Here is a 21,168-nt window from a genome sequence, read left to right on the forward strand (position 1 = left end):
GGACCTATAGAATATAATAGGTTGTTGAACTGATCAGTACTTAAATGACTATACGGTCAGCGCAAGTAAGAAAGGGAGCAATGTGCAGATGGATAAGCATGAAGCCATTATACAGACAGCGCTGCAGATGTTTTCGGAGAAGGGGTATTTTTCCACGTCCGTCCAGGAAATTGTCTCCTCCTGCGGGATATCAAAAGGCAGTTTCTACAATTATTTTGCCTCCAAGGAAGATCTTTTAATTGAAGTCTTCCGCTACAATCATCAGCAGATATTAAAAAAAGCGGAAAACCTTCATATGGATGAGACCCTCTCCGTGAAGAAGCAGTTAATCAAAATGATCAGTATGGAACTGGAAGGGATGGCCGACAACCGCGAGTTTTTTCTTCTTCTTCAAAAAGTGGTATCGGTGCAGGAACACAAAAAGCTGATGCCGCTCATGAAAAGGACAAAAGCAGCGATGATCAGCCTTCATAAAGACTGGCTTCTGAAAGTTTACGGAGAAGATATCCGGACACAGATATGGGATCATGTGCTGTTTTTGCAGGGAGCGATGAAAGAATATATAACACTGCTGAAAGAGCACGATACATCTTTCGACCCGGAAAAGTTTGCCGGCGGAATCATCTCAAAATTGGACATTCTGGTTAAATACGGAAATAATCTGGATCCTATTTTAACAGATGAATGGATGAGCGAATACGTAAAGATTGCCGAGCATCCGGATATGAAGACATCAGAAGAAAAACGTGAAGATCAGCTGACTTCCGTAAAAACCCAGATTCATCATTTGTCTGAAAGCAAGAGCATTAAAGAAGAACTCACAAACGCTGTTCTTCTTCTCGAAGAAGAATGGAAGACTCCGGAGCCCCGGTCCTTTTTGATGAACGCTCTTTTTGATTTTTTAACCCGGCCGGGGCTGGAGAAACAGGTGAAAACACTAAAAGACTTTTATCATCCCACACAAAATTAGAGTAAAGAAGGAAGATAGTATGACGAATCAACATGAAGAAAACAGCCAACAGGGAATGAAAAAAATTCCCATTATGGCCGTCCTTCTGGTTGGAGCCTTTGTGGCTATATTGAACCAGACACTGCTGGCGACCGCTCTGCCTCCGATTATGGAGGACTTGAACATTACTGAGAGCACGGCGCAGTGGCTGACGACCATTTTCATGCTTGTAAACGGAATTATGATCCCTATCACGGCATTTTTAATTGAAACATTTACAACAAGACGCTTGTTTATTACAGCTATTTCTACGTTTGCTGTCGGAACACTGATCTGCGGCATTGCACCGAACTTTTCGATTTTAATGGTCGGGCGGGTTGTTCAGGCTTCTGCTGCAGGTATCATGATGCCGTTGATGCAGACGGTAGTTCTGCTGATTTTCCCCGTTGAAAAAAGAGGGCAGGCGATGGGATTTCTCGGCCTCGTTATTGCTTTTGCGCCCGCTATCGGCCCGACATTGTCCGGATTCATGGTCGACCATTATCACTGGCGGACCCTCTTTTATATTGTGTTCCCGATTGCAGTTATTGATATTTTCGTGGCATATTTCGTTTTGAAAAACGTCACCGAGCGTCATTTCCCGAAAGTGGACGTTATGTCGATTCTTTGGTCCACCCTAGGGTTTGGAGGTATTTTGTACGGCTTCAGTACTGCCGGAAACACAGGTTGGGTGAGCGCCCCCGTTATCGTTTCCATGGCAGTCGGCGTGGTGGCATTGATCATCTTCGGATCCAGACAGCTGAAACTGGAAGAACCGATTCTTGAGATCAGGGTGCTCCGCTACAAAATGTTTACGCTCACGACAGCAGTCGGTATGCTTGTCTTTATGGCCATGATCGGTGCAGCCACGGTTCTTCCGATTTATATGCAGAATTACCGTGATTTTACCGCCACCGAATCCGGGTTGATGATGCTTCCCGGCGCTGTGCTGATGGGACTGATGTCCCCCATCACCGGGCGTATTTTTGACAAAGTGGGAGCGAAATGGCTTGCCATTACCGGCCTGCTGCTTGTCACAGTATCCAACGTCATGTATACCGTGCTTTCCACAGAAACGTCCTTTGTTTACATGACCACATTTTACGCCATGCGGATGTTTGGTGTGGCAATGGTTATGATGCCGGTAACAACAGCCGGACTGAATGTACTGCCGCGGGATTTGATTCCGCACGGTACGGCGATGAACAATACGCTGAGGCAGGTAGCCGGATCCATCGGTACCGCACTTCTTGTTACGGTTATGAGTACCGCAGCACTGAATCAGGGCGGATCAGCACCGAATATGGAAGGATTGATTCACGGAGTCAACGTGGCATTCTGGGTGGCTTCCATTCTAGGGGCCCTTGGTTTTGTCCTCAGTTTCTTTATCAAGCACCAAACAGCATCCGAATAAGTATACCAGTACACAAAGAGCCGGTCTCCACAGAAAGACCGGCTCTTTGTGTATCCATATTTATAAACCATGGCAGGAAATCTGAAACCACAAGATGGTATAATAGAAACATGCATCCTGAAACCTATAAGGCGTCCTGATCGTTACTTATCGTGACGCTTCCAACGTTTGATCAAGGAGGAGATACCATGGCGGAAAAACTGAGAGACAAAAAGATAATGCTTGCCGCTTCCAGAAAAACAGAAGAAATGACGGCACTGATTGAAAAGCAGGGGGGAGAAGCAGTCGTCTGCCCGCTACAGGGAACAACATTTCCAGCAGAAGACGAAGTCCGGCCGGTGCTGCAGAATGTGATGGAGAAAAAACCGGACTGGTTTATTTTCACGACAGGGATGGGAACCAACAGTCTGTTCGAATTCGCAGAGAAAGCGGGGGAGAGGGAGGCATTTGCCACCTCTGTCAAAAGAGCTTACGTGGCCGCAAGAGGATATAAAACAGCTTCCGCCCTGAAACAGATCCAGCTTGTCCCGGACGTACGGGATGATGATGGCACGATAGACGGGCTTATCCGGGCGCTTGAACCAATGGATTTCCACGGCAAGACAGCGGCAGTTCAACTGCACGGTATCGCGTCACCGAAACTGAATGCGTTTCTTTATAATAAGGGCGCAGCAGAGATCGTGGAAGTATACCCATACAAATATGCCGCTCCGGAGGAAGCTGTCCTAGAGACGGCACTTACCAGCATTCTGGCAGGATCATATGATGCGGTTTGTTTTACAACACAGATGCAGGTCCACTCCCTGTTTTGCTATGCCAAACAGCACCATAAAGAAACGGAGCTTGCCGGCATGTTGAGGAACACCACCGCTGCGGCAGCTGTTGGAAAAGTGACGGCAGAAGCGTTAAGAGAAGAGGGAGTGACAAGAATTGTGGCGCCCGAAAATGAACGAATGGGAGCAATGATCATGGAACTCGGCTCGTTCTATTCCTGAGAATGGTTCCAGTCCGTTTTCCTGTTAATATTAATAAACGCAGGTTCCGTGTCAGAAAAAGAAAGATAGAATGGACGGATCCGCTCGAGAAGCGGCTGCATGCTTCGCTCTCCTTCCTGCAGCACACGCTCTGCCTGTGCATATACATGACGGTGGTAAATGCCGTGGACAGGGTGGATGCGTCCGCCCGAGACAGGGATAAGGGCATGATAGTCCGGCATCCTGCGGGAAGCGTGCCAAAGCATGTGCCTCACAAATCCGGTATGAACCCAGGGAACATCGGCGGGCAGCATAAAGATGGATTCAAACGCAGGAAGCATTTCTATCGAGCTGTACAGGCCGTATAACGGTCCTTGATATTGCTCCTTTTCAACGAGAATACGCGCAGCCGGTTCCGTCGGGAAGAGAGGGGAAAGTATCTTATTGGTCAACAGATACGCCGGCAGGCCCGCCGACAAAAAGGGGTTTAGACTCCGTTCATACAGGTACTCCCCCTGAAACGTTTCAAAGATCTTCTGCGTGCCGTAACGAGACGATTTCCCGCCGCACAGTACCACCCCTGCTATTTTCATGCGGTACCCCTCCTTAGATGCTCCATTTTCTCAGTACAAACAATAATGAAAATGAAAGAACCACTACCGACGCCACCCAGGCCCATGCCAGGGTCATTTGATTTGCTTCCATTGCTGTAAAAACGGCAATCGGCACGGTCCGGGTGACGCCGGGAAGGTTCCCGGCAAACATGAACGTCGCCCCGAATTCACCAAGCGCTCTCGTGAAACTGAGAATCACGCCGGAGAGCACCGCCCGGAAACTGAGCGGCAGGGAGATATAAAGAAACACCTTCCACTCACCGGCGCCGTCGGTCCGTGCCGCATGTTCAATATTTTCATCCACCTGCTGAAGCCCGGTTTTTACGGATTGATACATAAAGGGGAAAGCTACAACAGCTGCTGCGAGTACCGCAGCCCACCACGTAAACATCAGGGACTGATTAAACAGAGTTTCAAAGATACGCCCGACAGCATGCTGGTTTCCAAAAATAATAATAAGCAGAAATCCCGTCACCGTCGGGGGAAGGACCGTTGGCAGTAAAAAGATAGTCTCAAGAAACGTTTTACCGAAAAATGTTCTGCCTTTCATGAGGCCGGCTGCAGTAATGCCTCCAAGCAGCACAACAACCAGAGCAGCAGCTGCAGTTTGAAGGGAAAGGAGCACGGGGTCCCAAAAAGAAATCATATACAGCATTAGTTCATCGTCTCCGTTTCAAATCCGTACTCCGAGACAATGGCCGGTATTTTACCACCGGCCAGAAAAGCAAGAAGTTCCTGCGATGCTTCTTTCTGTTTCGTCCCCGTCACAATACCTGCCGGATAAATAATCGGCGTGACCGCGCCCTCTTTTATTTCTTTCACTACCTGTACCTTGCTGGACAGAAGGGCATCCGTCTTATAAACAAAACCCGCATCTACATTTCCATTTTCCACGTAGGTTAAAACCTGGCGGACATTTTTCGCCCGCACAAGCTTATCTTCGATTTCGTTCCATATCCCGTAATACTCGAGTGTCTCTTTAGCGTAAGCACCAGCTGGAACACTTTCCGGAACGCCGGCAGCTGTTTTTAAGCTGCCGGCTGTCAGATCCTTCACTCGGGTAATAGACGAAGAATCTTCTGCCGGAGTGATGAGCACCAGTCGGTTTTTCATCATATTCTGTGTATCTGCTTGTCTCATCCGGCCCTCTTGAATCAACTCTTCGACGTGCTCTGCAGAAGCCGATATAAACATATCGACAGGTGCTCCGCGCGCAATCTGCTGTTTCAGCGAGCCTGACGATCCAAAGTGAAAAGTGAGTTCAACATCGGGATGATCGTTCTCAAACGCTGCTTCTATGTCTTTCGTCACATCCTGCAGGCTGCTTGCTGCTGCGACCACCAATTCCGTCTGACCATCCCCCTGTGCCGGTTCCCCGTCCCGGCAGGCGGAAAGCATCATCAGGATCCCCGGCAGAAACAGAGCATTTCTTAACAATCGTCTTCCAGCCAATGGTGAACCTTCTTTCCTCCGGATTTTTCTAAACGTTGTTCTATATCTAATCATATCTATCAGCATGTTTCAACCCCAGGCCCCCGTTGAAAAGGCTTTACTAAATAAAAAATTCACAAATAGTGTGATTATTTATCAAATGTAACTACATTTTCGGCCGGGGATTTAGTATGATTTGAATATACATCGCAGGAAGGGAGGAAGTAAAATGGCAAAAAAGCCTGTCATCATTATTTCTATCCTCCTTTTCAGTCTGTTTTGGACAGGCAGCAGTGCAGCAGCAGTTGAGCTGGAAGAGGGAAAAGACCGCTATGACATCCCGGGCGATATGGAAATCCTCGAAGACGAAGACGGAGAGTGGACGATGGAAGACGTCACTTCAGCGCCGGCTGCAGAGAAGTTTAAAGACAATACGGCAGCCATACCAAATTACGGTTACACCGATTCAAATTACTGGGTTCGTTATGAGGTGTACAATGCATCCGGGAACACAGACTGGGTACTGGAAATCGCCTATCCTCCGCACGACTCCATCTCCTTGTACGAAGCAAAAGGAGGAAGGGCCCGCCTGATTGAAAAGGGAGGCGATCTTCAGCCGTTCCATGACCGTTCCCGCGACCATCGCAGTTTTGCGTTTGATCTATCGGTTCCTTCGGGTTCCAGTGCCGTCTACTATCTGAAATTTGACACTCAAGGGGCGATGCAGCTTCCCATTACATTGTGGGAAAAGGACGCTTTCGCCGAAAAGAGCCAGATGGAATACCTGATTCTCGGGTTATATTACGGGCTGGCCTTCGTCATGATTTTATATAACCTTTTTTTATATTTGTCCCTGCGCTTTCACAGCTATTTATGGTACGTCCTGTTTATTTTAAGTCTTGTTTTTACTCATTTGACGCTGAACGGGACCGCCTATCAGTTTCTGTGGCCGGAAAGCAGCTGGTGGAACAACCGGGCCATCGTGTTTTTCATGGGGGCCTCGCAGGCGTTTGCCCTGCTGTTTGCTAAAAGCTTTCTCAATGTAAAAGAATCGATGCCGCGGCTCAACACGCTGCTATCAGTCACGGCTGTATCTCAGTTTATGATTCTCGGTCTGTTGATGATAAGTTATACGCTGGCGTTGAACCTCATCATTTTCTCTGCGGTGCTGCTTGTGATTATCGTATTGACAACCGCGGGAATACGCTGGAAGCACGGGTACCGTCCCGCCCGCTTCTTTTTTATCGGATGGGTCATCTTTTTGATAGGGGTAATGATCTCCTCGCTTGCTGATGCCGGTATGATACCCGTGACCTTTTATACAAAATATGCGTCCCAGATCGGAGCGGCGCTGGAAGTAGTGCTGTTCTCCCTTGCCCTTGCCGATAAATTCAATACGCTCCGGACAGAAAAAGAGAGAGCCGAACGGGAAGCCAGGGAAAGCCGGGAAGAAGCGGTGGAACAGTTAAAAAAAGCAAATCGGCTGAAGGATGAATTTCTGGCTGATACGTCCCACGAGCTGCGAACTCCTCTGCACGGTATAATAGGAATTGCTGAATCGATATATGAGGGAGCCGCCGATACCTCCACCACTGGACTGCAGCGGCACGTATCCATGATCATCCGAAGTGGAAGACGCTTGTCCAGCCTCATTGACGATCTGCTGGATATGAGCAGACTGCGGCATAAAGAAATGGACATTCACCGCGTCCCGGTTTCGTTATATGATACTGTGCAGGTGGTACTTTCCATATCCGAACCGCTCCTGCATGGAAAGCGTGTCTCCGTCATTCATCGTATTCCAGAAGGTCTCCCTCTCGTTTATGCCGATGAAAACCGGCTGCAGCAGATTCTTCATAACATCATCGGCAATGCCGTGAAATTTACGGAAGAGGGAACGATTACCATCAGCGCGGTGAAAAGTGGCACCAACATCAAGTTAACGGTTCAGGATACCGGAATCGGCATGACAGAAGAAGAGACATCGAACGTGTTTCAGGAATTTGAACAGGGCGCTTCAACCCGGGAACAGCATCCCGGGGGTACTGGTCTGGGGCTTAGCATTACAAAAAAACTGGTGGAACTGCACGATGGTTCGATCCATCTGGATTCAAAGAAAAACATAGGGACGACCGTCACGGTTTTTCTTCCGCTATCCCGTGAATCCGGCTCCGTGCCTACTGTCCGTAAATCTCCTGTGCTGCCCGCAGGAGAGGCCGGCGCCGCCTCTTTTACAATGACCCATTCTGTTCCACTGGAAAAAGGCCGTATTCTCATTGCCGATGATGAGCCCGTTAACCTTCAGGTGCTCTGGAATCAGCTTACCGCGGACGGTTACCAGGTAACAGCAGTGAAAAACGGGCGGGAGGTCATGGAAATAATGGAAGCGGACAGCCGTTATGATTTACTTATTCTTGATGTAATGATGCCGGAACTGTCCGGGCTGGAAGTCACGCACCGGCTGCGTGAACGTTTTGGTCTCACAGAAATGCCGATCCTCATTCTTACCGCCCGCAGCCAGCTGGAGCATCTTGTTGCAACGTTTGCCGCAGGCGCCAATGATTACCTGGCCAAACCGTATCATAAAGAAGAATTAGCGGCCAGAGCGGAGACACTGGTGGTTCTCTCCCAGGTTATGAAAGAAGTACAAGAGAAACAGGCTTCACTCAAACAGGTGAATGAAGAATTGGCTGGTTTGAATCTGGAACTGGAATACCGGGTGAAACGAAGAACCGTCGAGCTGGAACATAAAACCGATGAACTACTGCGTATGGAACAGTCACGCCGCCATCTCTTAACCAATATTTCTCATGAACTCGGCACGCCGATGACGTCACTGCAGGGATATGTCAAAGCAATGATGGACGGCGTTATTGCTGCGGGGGACCCCAGGTATTTAAAGCTGATATATAAGAAAACTTTATTTCTTGACCGTCTGATTCAGGACTTATATGATTTATCAAAACTGGAAGCCAGACAGGTCCGTTTCCACTGGGACTGGATCAGTATCCCGGTGTTCATTTCCAGGTTTTTATCAACATTCAAAGAGGAAGTGGAATCCCGCCGGCTGATCTTTTCCCTCGAGGACAGAACGGATGATTTTAATAAGCAGGACTACCTGTTTACGGATCTGGATCGTCTTGAACAGGTGATGCTCAATCTAATTCAGAATGCCGGGAACTATACCGAAAAAGGGGACTCCATCCGCGTTGAAATCATGCCGTCGGTCTGTTTTACCACCGGCAGCAGTGATACAAAGCGGAGCCGGCCGGAATGGGAAAACCGACAGATAATCATTGGCATCCATGACAGCGGACACGGCATTGCACCGGAATCGCTCCCCTATATCTTTGAACGTTTTTTCCGCGGCGAACCATCCGGAAATAAAAGCAGTGGAAGTACCGGCACCGGCCTTGGTCTTGCTATATCCAAAGAAATCATCGAGTATCATAATGGAAGGATCTGGGTCCAAAGCCGGGAAGGGGAAGGAAGTTCCTTTTTCTTTATGCTTCCTCTGTATCCCGGCCCAATGACAACATATGAAAAGGATGGGTAGCGATGGAGAGGAAAAAGATACTGATTGTAGAGGACGAAGAGGACATCCGCAATTTAATTACACTGTATCTGGAAAGCCGGTATGAAATAATCAGCACTTCCAGCGGCAGCGGCGTTCTTTTGCTGCTGGAGGACCACCACCCCGATTTGATTCTCCTGGATGTCATGCTTCCCGGCAAAAGCGGCATGGAAATCTGTGAAGAAATACGGGAAACGGACAGGGAGACCCCGATATTGTTTTTAAGCGCGAAACGGGAATTTGAAGATAAAATCCAGGGGCTTGAAACCGGAGCCGATGATTACATTACCAAACCTTTTGATCCCGGAGAGTTAATGGCAAGGGTGCAGGCTCATCTCCGCAGAAATGACATCAATAATCAGCAGGGCAGCCAGTCGGATCATATACTAAGCACTGGGAGTCTCGAAATTGACCTGAACAGTTATACACTGAAACGAAAGGGAGAAATCCTGCACCTTTTTGCAAAAGAAATGCAGCTCCTGCTTGTGCTCGCCCGCCACCCAAACCAGGTATTCAGCATCGAACAACTGTATGACAACGTATGGGGCACCGACCGTTTCGGTGATTTAAAGACCGTCTCCGTTCATATCAGCAGGTTAAGAAAAAAAATTGAAGAAGATCCGTCCCGTCCGGTATATATTAAAACGGTCCGTGGATTCGGATACAAGTTTCATAAACCGTGAGAAAAATTTAAATTTTTCCTGCTGTTTTACCCCATTTTAACCTGTTCTCTTTATTATTAGATTGAGAGAAAAGAGAGCTTCGTGAAAAAACAGCAGGACAGAATTTATCATTCGGAGGAGATAGAAATGAGCCAACCACATTATCATACTCCTTTAGACAGGGAATGGGTGGAATTAATGAAAATGGCAAAAGACGCCGGCATTACGAAAGAAGAAGTACAAATCTTCCTGCAGAAACAAGGTGCCTCCCGGAAAGCATCCACCGTCCGGTAACATACGTTTCCTGCTGATTTTTAGAATCCTCAGGACTGCTGCGTCAAGGGATTTCTTTATGCCTGGAGAAGGGTTGGACGGACTTGTGTCCGCCCGCCGTTTTTTTTTTGATTAAAACGGAACACATAAGGGTATAGCTTCTGTAATGAAAGGAGGAGTTCTCTCATGACTACAAGCATGCAGGCCTATTTTTTTACAGAGAATGACGCCGAAGATGTCCGGATGAAACTTCAGAAATTAAAAGTTCAACAGGTGATGGTGGATGAAATTCCGGGGCACACGGATTATAATCTGCTCATTCCGCTTCAAAGCGGAAGCACCGGTTCCGGAGGCGGCAGTGTCATTCCGGGAGCTGTGCCGTTTAAAGAAGGCGGAGATGAAGAAACGGATCCCGCTGCCGGCAGCAGGAAGTTGAACCATATCGTTGAATTTGAGGTGGATGACAGTGAAATCGAGGACGCTTTGACTGTCATTCAGGAAAACAACGGGTACATGGACAAAAACACCATTCCGGGCGCTGAATGATATTTCAGCGCTTCTTTTTATTTACAATTGAACGAGAAGTAAAGGGTGATAAAAGTGGAAAAGCAGAAGCATATGCTGACAACAGAAGAATGGGTCGACCACCTTTGGGAAGAGGAGAAAACCTTTCTTCAGGAAATAGGAAGAATCCCAAGCGAAAGCGGCAATGAAAAGAGACTTCAGCTGTTTTTGGCGGATTACCTGGAAAACGAGCTGGGAATGGAGACGGCATGGTTCACCCCCGATATAAAGAAATTGTCCCGCCATCCCGGATTTTCCCCGGTGGAATGGGGGTATGAGGGAAGTCCGAACGTCATCGGCACAGTGCGGGGAAAAGCCCCTTCAAAAGGAAAAAGTTTAATCTTTCAGGGCCATGTTGATGTCGTCAGTCCGGATCCGGTTTCGATGTGGTCCTGTGATCCGTGGGGGGCGCTTCAAAAAGATAACAAAATGTATGCCCGCGGCATTCTCGATATGAAAGCCGGAGTAACAGCCATGATTTTTGCCTATAAAGCTCTTCAAGCCGCCGGCTGTGAACCAGCATCTGATTTCATGATTCAGTGTGTCGTGGATGAGGAACGAACCGGCAACGGCGCTCTGGCCGCTCTGGAGGAAGGATACACAGCTGATGCGGCACTCATCCCCGAACCGTTTGGTCAAAACGCGTCGACAGCGCAGCTGGGCAGCATCTGGTTCCGGATTACGCTGGAGACTGCTGAAGAAGTGAATGTGGCTGAAAAAGGCATGCTTTTTATGCAAACCCTGGAAGCGTATGAAAACGAAATCAACCAACGCCGCAGACCAGCTTCTTTCAGTGACCATGAAAAACCGGTGGAAGTATGCATCGGCACCTTTAACTCTGGTGATTTCCCTTCCAACGTACCTAAAAAAGCTGTTCTTGAATGCCGCTGCGGAGTCTTTCCGGGTCATGATCCGGCAGACATGAAGGAGGAAGTGAAAGAGCGGATACTCACAGCAGCCCGGAAAGATTCCTGGCTTCAGCAGCATCCGCCGGATATCACTTTTTTCGGTTTCCATGCTGAAGGAATGGAAATAGAAAATGACCAAACCCATTTTTTCCATACTCTGGATGATGTTCACGAAAAAGTAACGAACACTCCTGCAGGCAGACAGGCCCTTCCCGTCACGACGGATGCCCGTTTTTTCAACCTCTATTATGATATCCCCGCCGTCTGTTACGGGCCGGACGGAGGTAATATTCACGGTGTGGATGAATGGGTTGATTTAGACACCATGAAAGAAGTGACAAAAGTGTATGCTGCATTTCTTGCAGACTGGTGCGGTGTTGTCAAATAAGAAGGAGAGCGGCAGATAACTTCCGCTCTCCTTCTTATTCTTCATGCCACACCTCCAGTAAAGGACCTTCTGTTCCAAATACAGGATCCTGATCAGGAAGCGGCACCTCCTCGATGTCTTTCAGGACGCCGGGGCGCTCTTCCGGTGCTCCTATTTTCAGGTTGTAATCCATTCCGAATGGATAGGCCCCGACCATTTCAAACTCAAAACTCGAACTCATTTCTTTGTGCCCGGTTCCGGCCGGCAGAACAACCACATCTCCTTTTTCAAGGTCAAATGTTGTGCCGTCTCTGCCGCCGAGTTTGATGGAAACTTGTCCATTCAGCACACCAAGAACTTCATGGGCGTTGCTGTGATAGTGATGATAGTCAAATACGCCGCCCACCCAGCTGTTTGTCCAATTATGGCGTTCAAACGCGGGACGGATATCGTTTGGGTCTTCGGCGAATACGCCGGAATAAAGAATAACGGGGAGGTGCTCATTGTTGGGAATTTCCCCGTCATCTTTAAACCGCATCGGTGTCACTTTTTGGTGCTTCATTGTTTTCTCTCTCCTTAAGAAAATAGTTCACAGGGACTATTTCCTGTTTCACCGTGCATCAAACGGGTTATTTTTTGTATAACGGGATGCCGTATGAGCGAGGTCATCGTTTCCATATAAGGAGAGCACACCAAATAAGGTATCATCAGCAATCGTTTCAGATTCTTCTTTCGGAACGGTTAACGCCAATGCTTCTTTTAAAAGGGGATTGTCTTTCTGCTCCGGATACGTCTTTGTATAGAGATCCAAAGCATCCAGATCCTTATTGACACACCACTGGGCAAAGACAAGAATCATCATTTTTTCGTCTTGTTTATAGCTTTCTATGATCTGCTCTTCCATATCTTCGGGTTTCATGATAGGACTCCTTTTTCTTCAGCATAACAGCTGCAGTGCCGTACCGCCAGCATGAAGAAAAAGCAATAAAAAAAGCAGCGCGGCAGCTGCTTTTTTCTGTAGACTTTACGCATGGGTGAATAAATGTTTGATATCCTGCACGGCCTGTCTGGAATCGTGTCCAATGGCGCGGAGTGTTACATTTTCGGAAGGACTCAGAAAAGAGGATAACCCTAAAATGCTTTTGCCGTTGACCGTTTTGCTCTCTGACTCCAGCACAATGTAACTTTCGTATCGGTTGGCCCGGCTGGCTACCATTTTTACGTTGTCGAAATACGTCTTTTCCTCCAGCTGGATGGTGGCCGTGGATTCCAGTTTATTACTCATCGTATCACCTTTCTTTTGTGTGATTTTTCAGGAAGGACGACCCTTCCATTGTTCAGGAAAATACCACCAGATACCGCAGGAAACGTTTCGACAATTACATGGTGATCCCTCCTTTATCTGCACGCATACGACAGACGATATGCTTTATCTCCGGCATGTAGAATCAAAAAGGAAATGCACCCTTTTGTTCTTCTTATTATATAACAGAGCTTTTTCTTTATCTGCTTTGTTGTCACATAACCTTCCATAAAAACAAAGAACCGGAAGATTTTTTCTCATAATACTCGTTTGTTTGAAGAGGTTATGTGACAAAAGAAAAACGGAAATAAAAGAAAGCTGCTGTATTCATTTGGCGGAATACTTTTGTTCTATGCTATGATCAAGGAGATGGGAGAGGAGAAAATGAAAAATAACCACGTTCTGCTTATAGACGGCATGGCTCTTTTATTCCGAAGTTTTTATGCCACGTCGGTGTATGGAAATTATATGTATAACAACGAAAATGTTCCGACAAACGCCGTTTTCGGGATGCTGAAACATTTTCTGAAAGCGGTGGAGACGTTTCAGCCCAGCCATATCGTCTGCTGCTGGGATATGGGGAGTACGACGTTTCGAACCTCTATGTATCCCGACTATAAGGCAAACCGCTCCAATCCGCCGGAGGAACTGATTCCACAGTTTGATATGGCAAAACAGGCGGTATCTGCTTTTAATGTTCCCAACATGGGAGTTCGTTCGTTTGAGGCTGATGACTGTATCGGCACGCTTGCCAAGCAGGCGGCACCTTCATCTAAGGTTACTGTTCTCACAGGCGACCAGGATCTTCTGCAGCTGATCGGTCCGTCTATCGACATTGCCGTCATGAAAAAAGGGCAGGGGCATTACGCTATGTTCAATGAAAACAATATGATGGAACAAAAAGGGTACCGGCCTGAACGTATCGTTGAGATGAAAGCTCTGATGGGAGATACTACCGATAATTACCCGGGTGTGAAAGGAATCGGCGAAAAAACGGCTCTGAAACTTCTGAACGAATATGGTACACTTGACACCCTGCTCGAACAAAGGGATGAACTGCCTCAAGGAATCAAAAACAAAATAGAAACTCATCTGGACATGCTTCACCTTTCGAGAGAACTGGCCTCGATTCGTACGGATGCTCCAGTGGAATACAAAGAAAAGGAAGCCCTCTGGACGGCAGAGAAGGATCAGGCTGCTGCTGTTTTAACAAAAATGGGAGTAAACCTGTCCGTGGATGCTGCGTTTTTAGAAGGGCAAAGAAAGCAGGTTGAAAATTGATGAAACATGGAATCATTGCAACAGCTTACGTAAGCAGAAAACAACAGAACGGTTATCTCGTGGAAGTGGAGGGAGCCGCGCTTGAACTTCCCGCTGCACAGGCCGTGCGCAGTCTTTCTGCCGGAGAGCATACCGACATTTTTATATATACCGATAAAAAAGGGCAGCCGGCTGCTACCATGCACCTGCCGGAGGTTACGGCGAACACGTATGGATGGGCTGCGGCAGCCGAGGTGGTGCCCGAGCTTGGGGTGTTTGTGGACTTGAATCTTCCTCACGATATTCTCGTACCCAAAGATGATCTGCCGTTCATGAAAAATGTATGGCCGGAGGCCGGGGATCACCTGTATGTCATACTGAGCACAGATAAGCAGGGAAGGCTGCTGGCCAGAACCGCGGGAGAAGAGACGATGCTCGAAACGGCCGCCCCGGCGCCGGAGTCTCTTATCAATCATAACCTTACCGGATGGGTATATCGTGCGGGCAAAGCAGGATCTTTCATCCGGACCGAAAACGGACACCGTGCGTTTTTACATCCTACTCAGCGGATGAAAGAACCAAGAATGGGAGAACGGGTGGAAGTCCGTGTCGTTGACGTGAAGGAGGATGGAACCATCAATGTGTCCATGTTTCCTGCCGCAGCAGAAAGCATGGACAAAGATGCCCATGCCATCATGCTGCATTTATCCAGAAACCGGGGAGAGATACCTTTCAGTGATAAAAGCAGCCCGGAAGACATACAAAACACGTTTCAAATCAGCAAAGCGGCGTTCAAACGAGCCGTGGGACAGCTTTTAAAACAAGGATTGATTGAACAAACCGATCAGGGTACAATCCGGACCAAAGAATGAACATCAAAACATTTCATAAAAACCTCCAGGTATCAAATACTGACTAAAAAGAGTACCTGGAGGGATCGTATGAAGATTGCCATTATGGGGGCGGGACTGTCCGGTTTAGCTTGTGCCTCCACGCTGGAGAAAAACGGCCTCACCGCCGATATTTTCGAAAAACGAAACCACGTTGGCGACCGATTCATAAACGGGGAAGCCTTTATGTCTTTTCTGACAAAACCGGTTGATGATGTCGTCCGGTATCTATCTGAAGAATTTCACTTGTATGTGAAGCCGGTTTCGGCTATCAGCCGTTTGTCCTTTTATTCCGAGAGGCAGAGCGCTGTGATAGAGGCGCACAGTGGATTCATTACTCTGCGCGGCAGACACCGGCATGCGCTTGAACAGCAGCTGGCAGAACAGGTGAGCTCACGGGTGCATTATCACTCCGAACGAACGTATGAAGCCTTGCAGCAGGACTATACCCACGTCATTCTCGCCACAGGTGATGCTTCTTATGCAGCGAACCTCCGTAATTTCCAGGAGTATTTGTCGGTCTCTTTACAGGGATCCATTCTAAAAGGAAATTTTGAACGGGACCACGTACGGATCTGGCTTGATAACAACATAGCACCGCAGGGGTATGCTTATCTTCTGCCGATTTCGTCAACAGAGGCCAACCTTGTCATGGCTTACCCGGATGCCGCTGCCGGATCGAAAGAACAGACCGAAAAACAATGGCAGCTGCTCCAGGATGCTGCCGGACAAGCATTACAGCAGTCTCTCCACATTGAAGACCAATTTCAGATCAAAAACTACAAAATAGGGATGTGCCACTCCCCACGAATTGGTAATACGTTTTTTGCCGGTAACTGCTTTGGTTCCATTATGCCGTTTTTAGGTTTTGGACAGTTTGAATCCATTCTTACCGGTATATACGCGGCCTTCGATTTATGCGGATACGGAAGATACGAGGAGTTCACGAAGCCGTTACGAAAAAGTTTTCACGACTCCATGGTCCTCCGGCAGGGAATGGAGACACTAAGCAACGACGGCCTTGACTTTATCGTGAAACAATTGAACAGCAGCATAGGAAAACGACTGTTCACCTCCAACCTTAATGTTATCCGGGCCGCAAGTATGCTGCTCCGTCCGTTTACCGGTGGACGAATCCGGAGATGACAATGCCTTTTCTGCTCTTTAGTCATTAAATAAGGCACCTCGATATCAAGGTGCCTTCGTACAGGTTAATATCCGGAATTTTCACTGGTCCAATTGTCGAGCATTGTATGAGGATGCTTTTGCAGCGGTTTTTCGGCAGGTCCTTCAATCACTTCGCCGGTGCAGGAAAAACGGGAGCCGTGACAGGGGCAGTCCCACGTGCGGTCCCCATGGTTCCATTCCACTTCACATCCCATATGCGTACACGTTGTATCGACAATGAAAAGCTCCCCATCTTTATCTTTGTAGGCTCCTTTCCGCTGCCCGTCTGCCATGAACACGGCGGCATCATCCCTTTCCAGCCCCTCGATGGAAGCAGAAGGCATCTCCAGTTTTCCCTTTATCAGATGTTTTGCAACATCCACGTTTTCTTTCAAAAAGTGCTTAATACTTGGATCAGCATAAAATCGTGCCGGAGTATACAGTTCACTATAGGGATTTTCTTTTTTCAGCACGAGATCCCTCAGGAGAAGGGCGGCGCTGGTGCTGTTGGTCATGCCCCATTTGTTGAATCCGGAAGCGATGTACACGTCCGGCCGGGACGTTGTCACTTCGCCGACGTAAGGAACGTTATCTATTGTCGTTAAATCCTGGGCGGACCAGCGGTACAAAATCCGGGGATGATCAAAAAGATTTCCGGCAAACTGCTGGAGCGCCCGGTAATGATCAAGAGTGTTTCCACCCTGACCGCTTTTATGGTTTTCACCACCGATTAAAACCATTTCTTTTCCATCCATGGAGGCAGAGCGCAGGGACCGCACAGGGGCTCCTGCGCTTAAATACATACCTCCGGGGTACGTTGTATCAGTTTGGACAGCGAGTACGTAGGAGCGGTCCGCATGCATCCGTCCCGAATAAAAGCCTGTGCCTTCATAAAAAGGGAAGTGGGAGCAGCAGACAATCGAATCAGCGGTAACATGGCAGTCATTTTCTGTAATAACTGCTTCCTTCTGCTTTTCACGTGCAATGTTAACAGCTGTCGTTTGTTCGTAAATCCGGCCGCCGTGCTTCACGATTTCCTGAATAAGGTGCTTTACGTACTGTAAAGGGTGAAACCGGGCCTGTCCCGGCATGGCCAGAGCACTCTGCACGTTTAGTGATAACGGGATGCTGTCCTTCATGTCCGTGTCGATATGAAGCCTCCGGCAGGCATCGTATTCTTTCTCAAGTCTGCGTGCGTCCTGGTCGGTTTCGGCATACAGGTACGCGGTCTCTGTCTGAAAATCACAGGTGATCTGCTGCTCTTTGATATTTTGTTTAATAAGCTCTAGCGCCTCGATCTGGGATTCATAATACAGCCGTGCCTTTGTTTTTCCCATGTGGTGGGTCAGTTCGTCATAAATCAGTCCGTGCTGGGCCGTGATCTTAGCGGTGGTACGGCCGGTCGTGCCGTTTAATACATAACCGGCTTCCAGTACAACAACGTCCAGTCCTTCCTTTATTAAAAGGGAAGCGGTAGTCAGCCCGGTTATTCCACCACCGACGACCACCACATCGGCAGCGGTATCTTCTTTCAGCTTCCCAAACGAAGGAAGGTCGGTATCATCTCTCCAGTAAGACTCTGTATGCTCCGGCAGCTGTGCAGCCATGTTCCATCCCTCCAGTTTCTGTTCTGCTTTTAGTTTGGCAGAGAGGGGAAGGTTTTATGCCGGATACCCCGATGTTAAGCAATTAACAGCCGGATACCGCCAAATACCGTCAACAGCATAATAATAACTCGAAACACCTGCTGCGGAATAAGGGGCAGAAACTTGATACCAAGAAACGTTCCTATCAGAATAGGGGGAACAAGCCAAAGGTTAAAGGTGAGCGATTCCACCGTAATCAATCCCAGGGCAGCATACATAGGAACCTTGATCAGGTTCACTGATATGAAAAACCATGCACCTGTCCCGATAAATTCCTGCTTTGGCAGGGCAAGCGCCAGTAAAAATATCGCCATTACGGGACCTGAGGCGTTACCAATCATCGTCGTAAAGCCGGCAAGGGTGCCCATTACCGCAACAAACCAGGTCGACTGTGGTATTTTGTCCGCCCAGGAGGTTTTCTGCCTGTCCCCGTAGAACTGAAGACTGATTAACAGCAGAATAAGAATGCCTAGTACGATTTCGAGCGGACGGCCCGTCTGCACATAAAACAGCATGATAAAGCCGGCAGCAAGTCCACCCAGCACCCACGGAAACATGTACAACAGCGTTTTCCAATTGACGCTCCGTCTGTAATACATGACCGCTATGATATCGGCAGTGATCAGCATCGGCAGCACGATGCCCAGGGATTCCCTTGCGGGGAAAATAGAAGCCATGACAGCCACTACAAAAATCCCCATCGTCGGAAGTCCCGTTTTGGAAATTCCGATAAAAATGGAACAAATAATGACAACGATTATAGCTGTTACACTTAAGTCAAACATATGTATCCTCCTCCGACCGTTTATTTTACTACTGCAGCAGAAATCCGGAAAGCAAAAAGGATAAGCAGGGAACAGATTTGTCATAAAACGTTTTCATTTGTTGGAATATTTAAAATTAATTGTTTTGCATGCATCATGCAACGGGTATATGGTGATAGACCATATTAGTTAAGGAGGCTGCACATAATGAGCAACGACCGTAAGTCGACCAGCAACCGTAAAGATGAACAGCTGGAAAATTACCGTACCTACGACCAGGGAAAAAAGATGACGACCAATCAGGGACAGAAGGTATCCGAAGATGAATTTTCGCTGAAAGCCGGGGAACGTGGGCCGACGTTAATGGAAGACTTTCATTTCCGTGAAAAAATGACCCATTTTGATCATGAGAGAATTCCGGAGCGGATTGTTCATGCGCGGGGATACGGGGCCTATGGTGATTTTCATGTGTATGATGATTCCATGAAAGAGTTCACGAAGGCTGATTTTTTAACAGACCCCCAAAAAACGACACCTGTGTTCGTCCGTTTTTCCACGGTGCAGGGCTCAAAAGGGTCCCCGGATACGGTTAGGGACGTACGTGGTTTTGCGACAAAGTTTTATACCGATGAAGGAAACTTTGACCTTGTCGGTAATAACATTCCGATTTTCTTTATTCAGGACGCTATGAAATTCCCGGACCTGGTTCATGCCGTGAAACCCGAACCCCATAATGAGATGCCGCAGGGCGGATCTGCGCATGACACGTTCTGGGATTTTGTTGCGAATAATCAGGAAGCGGCACACATGTCGATGTGGGCAATGTCAGACCGCGGGATTCCGAGGAGTTTCCGCATGATGGAAGGATTCGGTGTCCACACCTTCCGCCTTGTAAACGAAAGAGGGGAAGCACACTTTGTGAAGTTCCACTGGAAACCAAAACTCGGCGTTCATTCGCTTGTTTGGGATGAAGCACAAAAACTTTCCGGAAAAGATATAGACTTCCACCGCCGTGATTTATATGAAGCGATTGAAAATGGTGATTATCCGGAATGGGAGCTCGGCCTTCAGATTATCCGGGAAGACCAGGAATTCGACTTTGATTTTGATATTCTCGATCCGACCAAAGTGTGGCCGGAAGAAGACGTGCCGGTGCAGATTGTCGGCAAATTAATGCTGAACCGGAACGTGGATAACGTATTTGCAGAAACTGAACAGGCAGCGTTTCATCCCGGACATGTAGTCTCCGGTATTGACTTTTCGAACGATCCGCTGCTGCAGGGAAGACTTTTCTCGTACACGGACACCCAGATATCAAGACTTGGCGGACCGAACTTCCATGAACTTCCGGTCAACCGTCCGGTCTGTCCGTTTCATAACAATCAGCGGGACGCTATGCATCGCACGACGATTAATACCGGTCAGGTCAGTTACCACAAAAACTCGCTTGCAGACAATACACCGGAGCCAGCCAGTGAAGAAGAAGGCGGTTATGTTCATTATCAGGAGAAAGTAGAAGGGCATAAAATCCGGGCCCGGAGTGAAAGTTTCAAAGACCACTTCTCGCAGGCGGTGTTATTTTGGAACAGCTTGAGCGATGTAGAAAAAGAACACACGATCAGCGGGTACAGTTTTGAGCTTGGTAAATGTGAAAACCGTTCGGTGCAGCAGCAGATCGTTGATATGCTGACCAACATTTCTCTGGATCTGGCCCGGCCGGTAGCAGAGAACCTGGGTATAGAAATGCCGCAGGAAGGCGGATCAAACATCACAAAATCATCCCCGGCCTTGAGCCAGAAGAATACATCGTTTAAAGCGGAAACACGGAAAGTCGGTGTTATTGTTGGTGATGGCTTTAACGGAAAAGAAGTGAACGATGTCATTGCCGGCCTGAGAAAAGAAGGACTCCATCCGGAGATCATCAGCAGCGCACTTGGCACCTGTAAAGCGGCCGACGGACCTGAACTGGAGGTGCAGCACACCTTCCTGACAGCAGATTCCCTGTTGTTTGATGCACTGTACTGCGCAGGCGGCCAAAATACAGATGAAGCGTTCCGTAAAAAAGCAAAAGACTTCATTAATGAAACATTCTTCCACTGTAAACCAATTGGCGCTACCCATGAAGGAAAAGCCTGGGTTGAGGAGCAGGGAATCGACACGGCGCCCGGGGTGATAAAAGGGGAGGAGCCCGATGCCTTTACCCCGGGCTTTATTGAGGCCGTCGCCTGTCACCGTTTCTGGGACAGACAAGTCATCTGATAAAAAATATGTAGGAACACCGCTCCCGCAGGCGGTGTTCCTTTTTATCGAAATGTGTTATCCTTCATAAAGCAACCTGATAGCATCTGCTAGCAATTTGCTAGCTTTAG

At 48.0% G+C, this 21,168-nt stretch carries 20 protein-coding genes; 12 read left to right on the forward strand and 8 right to left on the reverse strand.

All coding sequences use genetic code 11. The features are described from left to right. Positions 1-88 precede the first annotated feature (88 nt). The 3 genes from ACFSUB_RS03590 (at position 89) to ACFSUB_RS03600 (ending at position 3,397) form a co-directional block, all read left to right on the forward strand. Positions 89-970 carry a TetR/AcrR family transcriptional regulator gene (locus tag ACFSUB_RS03590; protein WP_380711810.1) on the forward strand — a complete coding sequence of 294 codons (882 nt, stop codon included), beginning with the start codon at positions 89-91 and terminating at the stop codon, positions 968-970. A gap of 19 nt (positions 971-989) precedes the next feature. Beyond that, positions 990-2,402: an MDR family MFS transporter gene (locus tag ACFSUB_RS03595; RefSeq protein ID WP_380711811.1), complete on the forward strand. Its 1,413-nt coding sequence runs from the start codon at positions 990-992 to the stop codon at positions 2,400-2,402. Between the two features lie 188 nt (positions 2,403-2,590). Then, positions 2,591-3,397: a uroporphyrinogen-III synthase gene (locus tag ACFSUB_RS03600; RefSeq protein ID WP_380711813.1), complete on the forward strand. Its 807-nt coding sequence runs from the start codon at positions 2,591-2,593 to the stop codon at positions 3,395-3,397. Here the strand turns inward: ACFSUB_RS03600 and mobA are convergent. From mobA to modA, 3 genes are read right to left on the reverse strand one after another with little or no spacing between them, the layout of a single operon-like run. After that, positions 3,388-3,969: a molybdenum cofactor guanylyltransferase gene (gene mobA / locus ACFSUB_RS03605; protein ID WP_380711814.1), complete on the reverse strand. Its 582-nt coding sequence runs from the start codon at positions 3,967-3,969 to the stop codon at positions 3,388-3,390. The two genes, ACFSUB_RS03600 and mobA, sit on opposite strands and share 10 nt — an antisense overlap. 13 nt (positions 3,970-3,982) lie before the next feature. After that, positions 3,983-4,645, reverse strand: coding sequence for a molybdate ABC transporter permease subunit (gene modB, locus ACFSUB_RS03610; protein ID WP_380711815.1), 663 nt, complete (start codon positions 4,643-4,645; stop codon positions 3,983-3,985). After that, the gene (gene modA / locus ACFSUB_RS03615; protein ID WP_380711816.1) at positions 4,645-5,442 is read right to left on the reverse strand and encodes a molybdate ABC transporter substrate-binding protein; all 798 of its coding nucleotides are present in this window, start codon (positions 5,440-5,442) and stop codon (positions 4,645-4,647) included. The genes modB and modA overlap by 1 nt, the downstream gene beginning before the upstream one ends. 208 nt (positions 5,443-5,650) lie before the next feature. On the opposite strand from modA, the gene ACFSUB_RS03620 reads away from it, so the two are divergent. The 5 genes from ACFSUB_RS03620 to ACFSUB_RS03640 all read left to right on the forward strand — a co-directional run bounded on the left by ACFSUB_RS03620 (position 5,651) and on the right by ACFSUB_RS03640 (position 11,790). Then, on the forward strand, positions 5,651-8,977 hold the full coding sequence (locus ACFSUB_RS03620) for an ATP-binding protein (RefSeq protein WP_380711817.1): 3,327 nt from the start codon (positions 5,651-5,653) through the stop codon (positions 8,975-8,977). Positions 8,978-8,979: 2 nt separating this feature from the next. After that, entirely contained in the window at positions 8,980-9,678 is a 699-nt protein-coding gene (locus ACFSUB_RS03625; protein ID WP_380711818.1) for a response regulator, read from the forward strand. A gap of 126 nt (positions 9,679-9,804) precedes the next feature. Then, positions 9,805-9,951 (forward strand): anti-repressor SinI family protein, encoded by a 147-nt coding sequence (locus tag ACFSUB_RS03630; protein ID WP_380711819.1) that lies wholly within the window; start codon positions 9,805-9,807, stop codon positions 9,949-9,951. A gap of 165 nt (positions 9,952-10,116) precedes the next feature. After that, on the forward strand, positions 10,117-10,476 hold the full coding sequence (locus tag ACFSUB_RS03635; protein ID WP_380711820.1) for a hypothetical protein: 360 nt from the start codon (positions 10,117-10,119) through the stop codon (positions 10,474-10,476). A gap of 54 nt (positions 10,477-10,530) precedes the next feature. Then, a complete protein-coding gene (locus tag ACFSUB_RS03640; RefSeq protein WP_380711821.1) occupies positions 10,531-11,790 on the forward strand; it encodes an ArgE/DapE family deacylase in 1,260 nt (419 codons plus the stop codon). A 34-nt stretch (positions 11,791-11,824) separates the two neighbouring features. On the opposite strand, the gene ACFSUB_RS03645 is transcribed toward ACFSUB_RS03640, so the two are convergent. The 3 genes from ACFSUB_RS03645 to ACFSUB_RS03655 all read right to left on the reverse strand — a co-directional run bounded on the left by ACFSUB_RS03645 (position 11,825) and on the right by ACFSUB_RS03655 (position 13,054). Further along, positions 11,825-12,331, reverse strand: coding sequence for a cupin domain-containing protein (locus tag ACFSUB_RS03645; protein WP_380711822.1), 507 nt, complete (start codon positions 12,329-12,331; stop codon positions 11,825-11,827). 48 nt (positions 12,332-12,379) lie between these two features. Continuing rightward, positions 12,380-12,688 carry a hypothetical protein gene (locus ACFSUB_RS03650; protein WP_380711823.1) on the reverse strand — a complete coding sequence of 103 codons (309 nt, stop codon included), beginning with the start codon at positions 12,686-12,688 and terminating at the stop codon, positions 12,380-12,382. A gap of 105 nt (positions 12,689-12,793) precedes the next feature. After that, the gene (locus ACFSUB_RS03655) at positions 12,794-13,054 is read right to left on the reverse strand and encodes an HPr family phosphocarrier protein (RefSeq protein WP_380711824.1); all 261 of its coding nucleotides are present in this window, start codon (positions 13,052-13,054) and stop codon (positions 12,794-12,796) included. Positions 13,055-13,456: 402 nt separating this feature from the next. On the opposite strand from ACFSUB_RS03655, the gene ACFSUB_RS03660 reads away from it, so the two are divergent. The 3 genes from ACFSUB_RS03660 (at position 13,457) to ACFSUB_RS03670 (ending at position 16,368) form a co-directional block, all read left to right on the forward strand. Then, entirely contained in the window at positions 13,457-14,353 is an 897-nt protein-coding gene (locus ACFSUB_RS03660; RefSeq protein WP_380711825.1) for a 5'-3' exonuclease, read from the forward strand. Next, positions 14,353-15,204 carry a CvfB family protein gene (locus ACFSUB_RS03665; RefSeq protein ID WP_380711826.1) on the forward strand — a complete coding sequence of 284 codons (852 nt, stop codon included), beginning with the start codon at positions 14,353-14,355 and terminating at the stop codon, positions 15,202-15,204. The genes ACFSUB_RS03660 and ACFSUB_RS03665 overlap by 1 nt, the downstream gene beginning before the upstream one ends. Positions 15,205-15,273: 69 nt before the next feature. Beyond that, entirely contained in the window at positions 15,274-16,368 is a 1,095-nt protein-coding gene (locus ACFSUB_RS03670) for an NAD(P)/FAD-dependent oxidoreductase (RefSeq protein WP_380711827.1), read from the forward strand. A 65-nt stretch (positions 16,369-16,433) separates the two neighbouring features. Here ACFSUB_RS03670 and ACFSUB_RS03675 read toward each other — a convergent pair whose 3' ends face one another. After that, on the reverse strand, positions 16,434-17,996 hold the full coding sequence (locus tag ACFSUB_RS03675) for an FAD-dependent oxidoreductase (RefSeq protein ID WP_380711829.1): 1,563 nt from the start codon (positions 17,994-17,996) through the stop codon (positions 16,434-16,436). Between the two features lie 74 nt (positions 17,997-18,070). Next, positions 18,071-18,820: a sulfite exporter TauE/SafE family protein gene (locus ACFSUB_RS03680; RefSeq protein WP_380711830.1), complete on the reverse strand. Its 750-nt coding sequence runs from the start codon at positions 18,818-18,820 to the stop codon at positions 18,071-18,073. 186 nt (positions 18,821-19,006) lie between these two features. Between ACFSUB_RS03680 and ACFSUB_RS03685 the strand changes: the two genes are divergently transcribed. Next, complete coding sequence (locus tag ACFSUB_RS03685) at positions 19,007-21,058, forward strand: catalase (protein WP_380711831.1); 2,052 nt, start codon at positions 19,007-19,009, stop codon at positions 21,056-21,058. The last annotated feature ends 110 nt before the right edge of the window (positions 21,059-21,168 follow it).

Origin of the sequence: Salibacterium lacus (assembly GCF_042684865.1) — a bacterium.
Lineage (GTDB): Bacteria > Bacillota > Bacilli > Bacillales > Marinococcaceae > Salibacterium > Salibacterium lacus.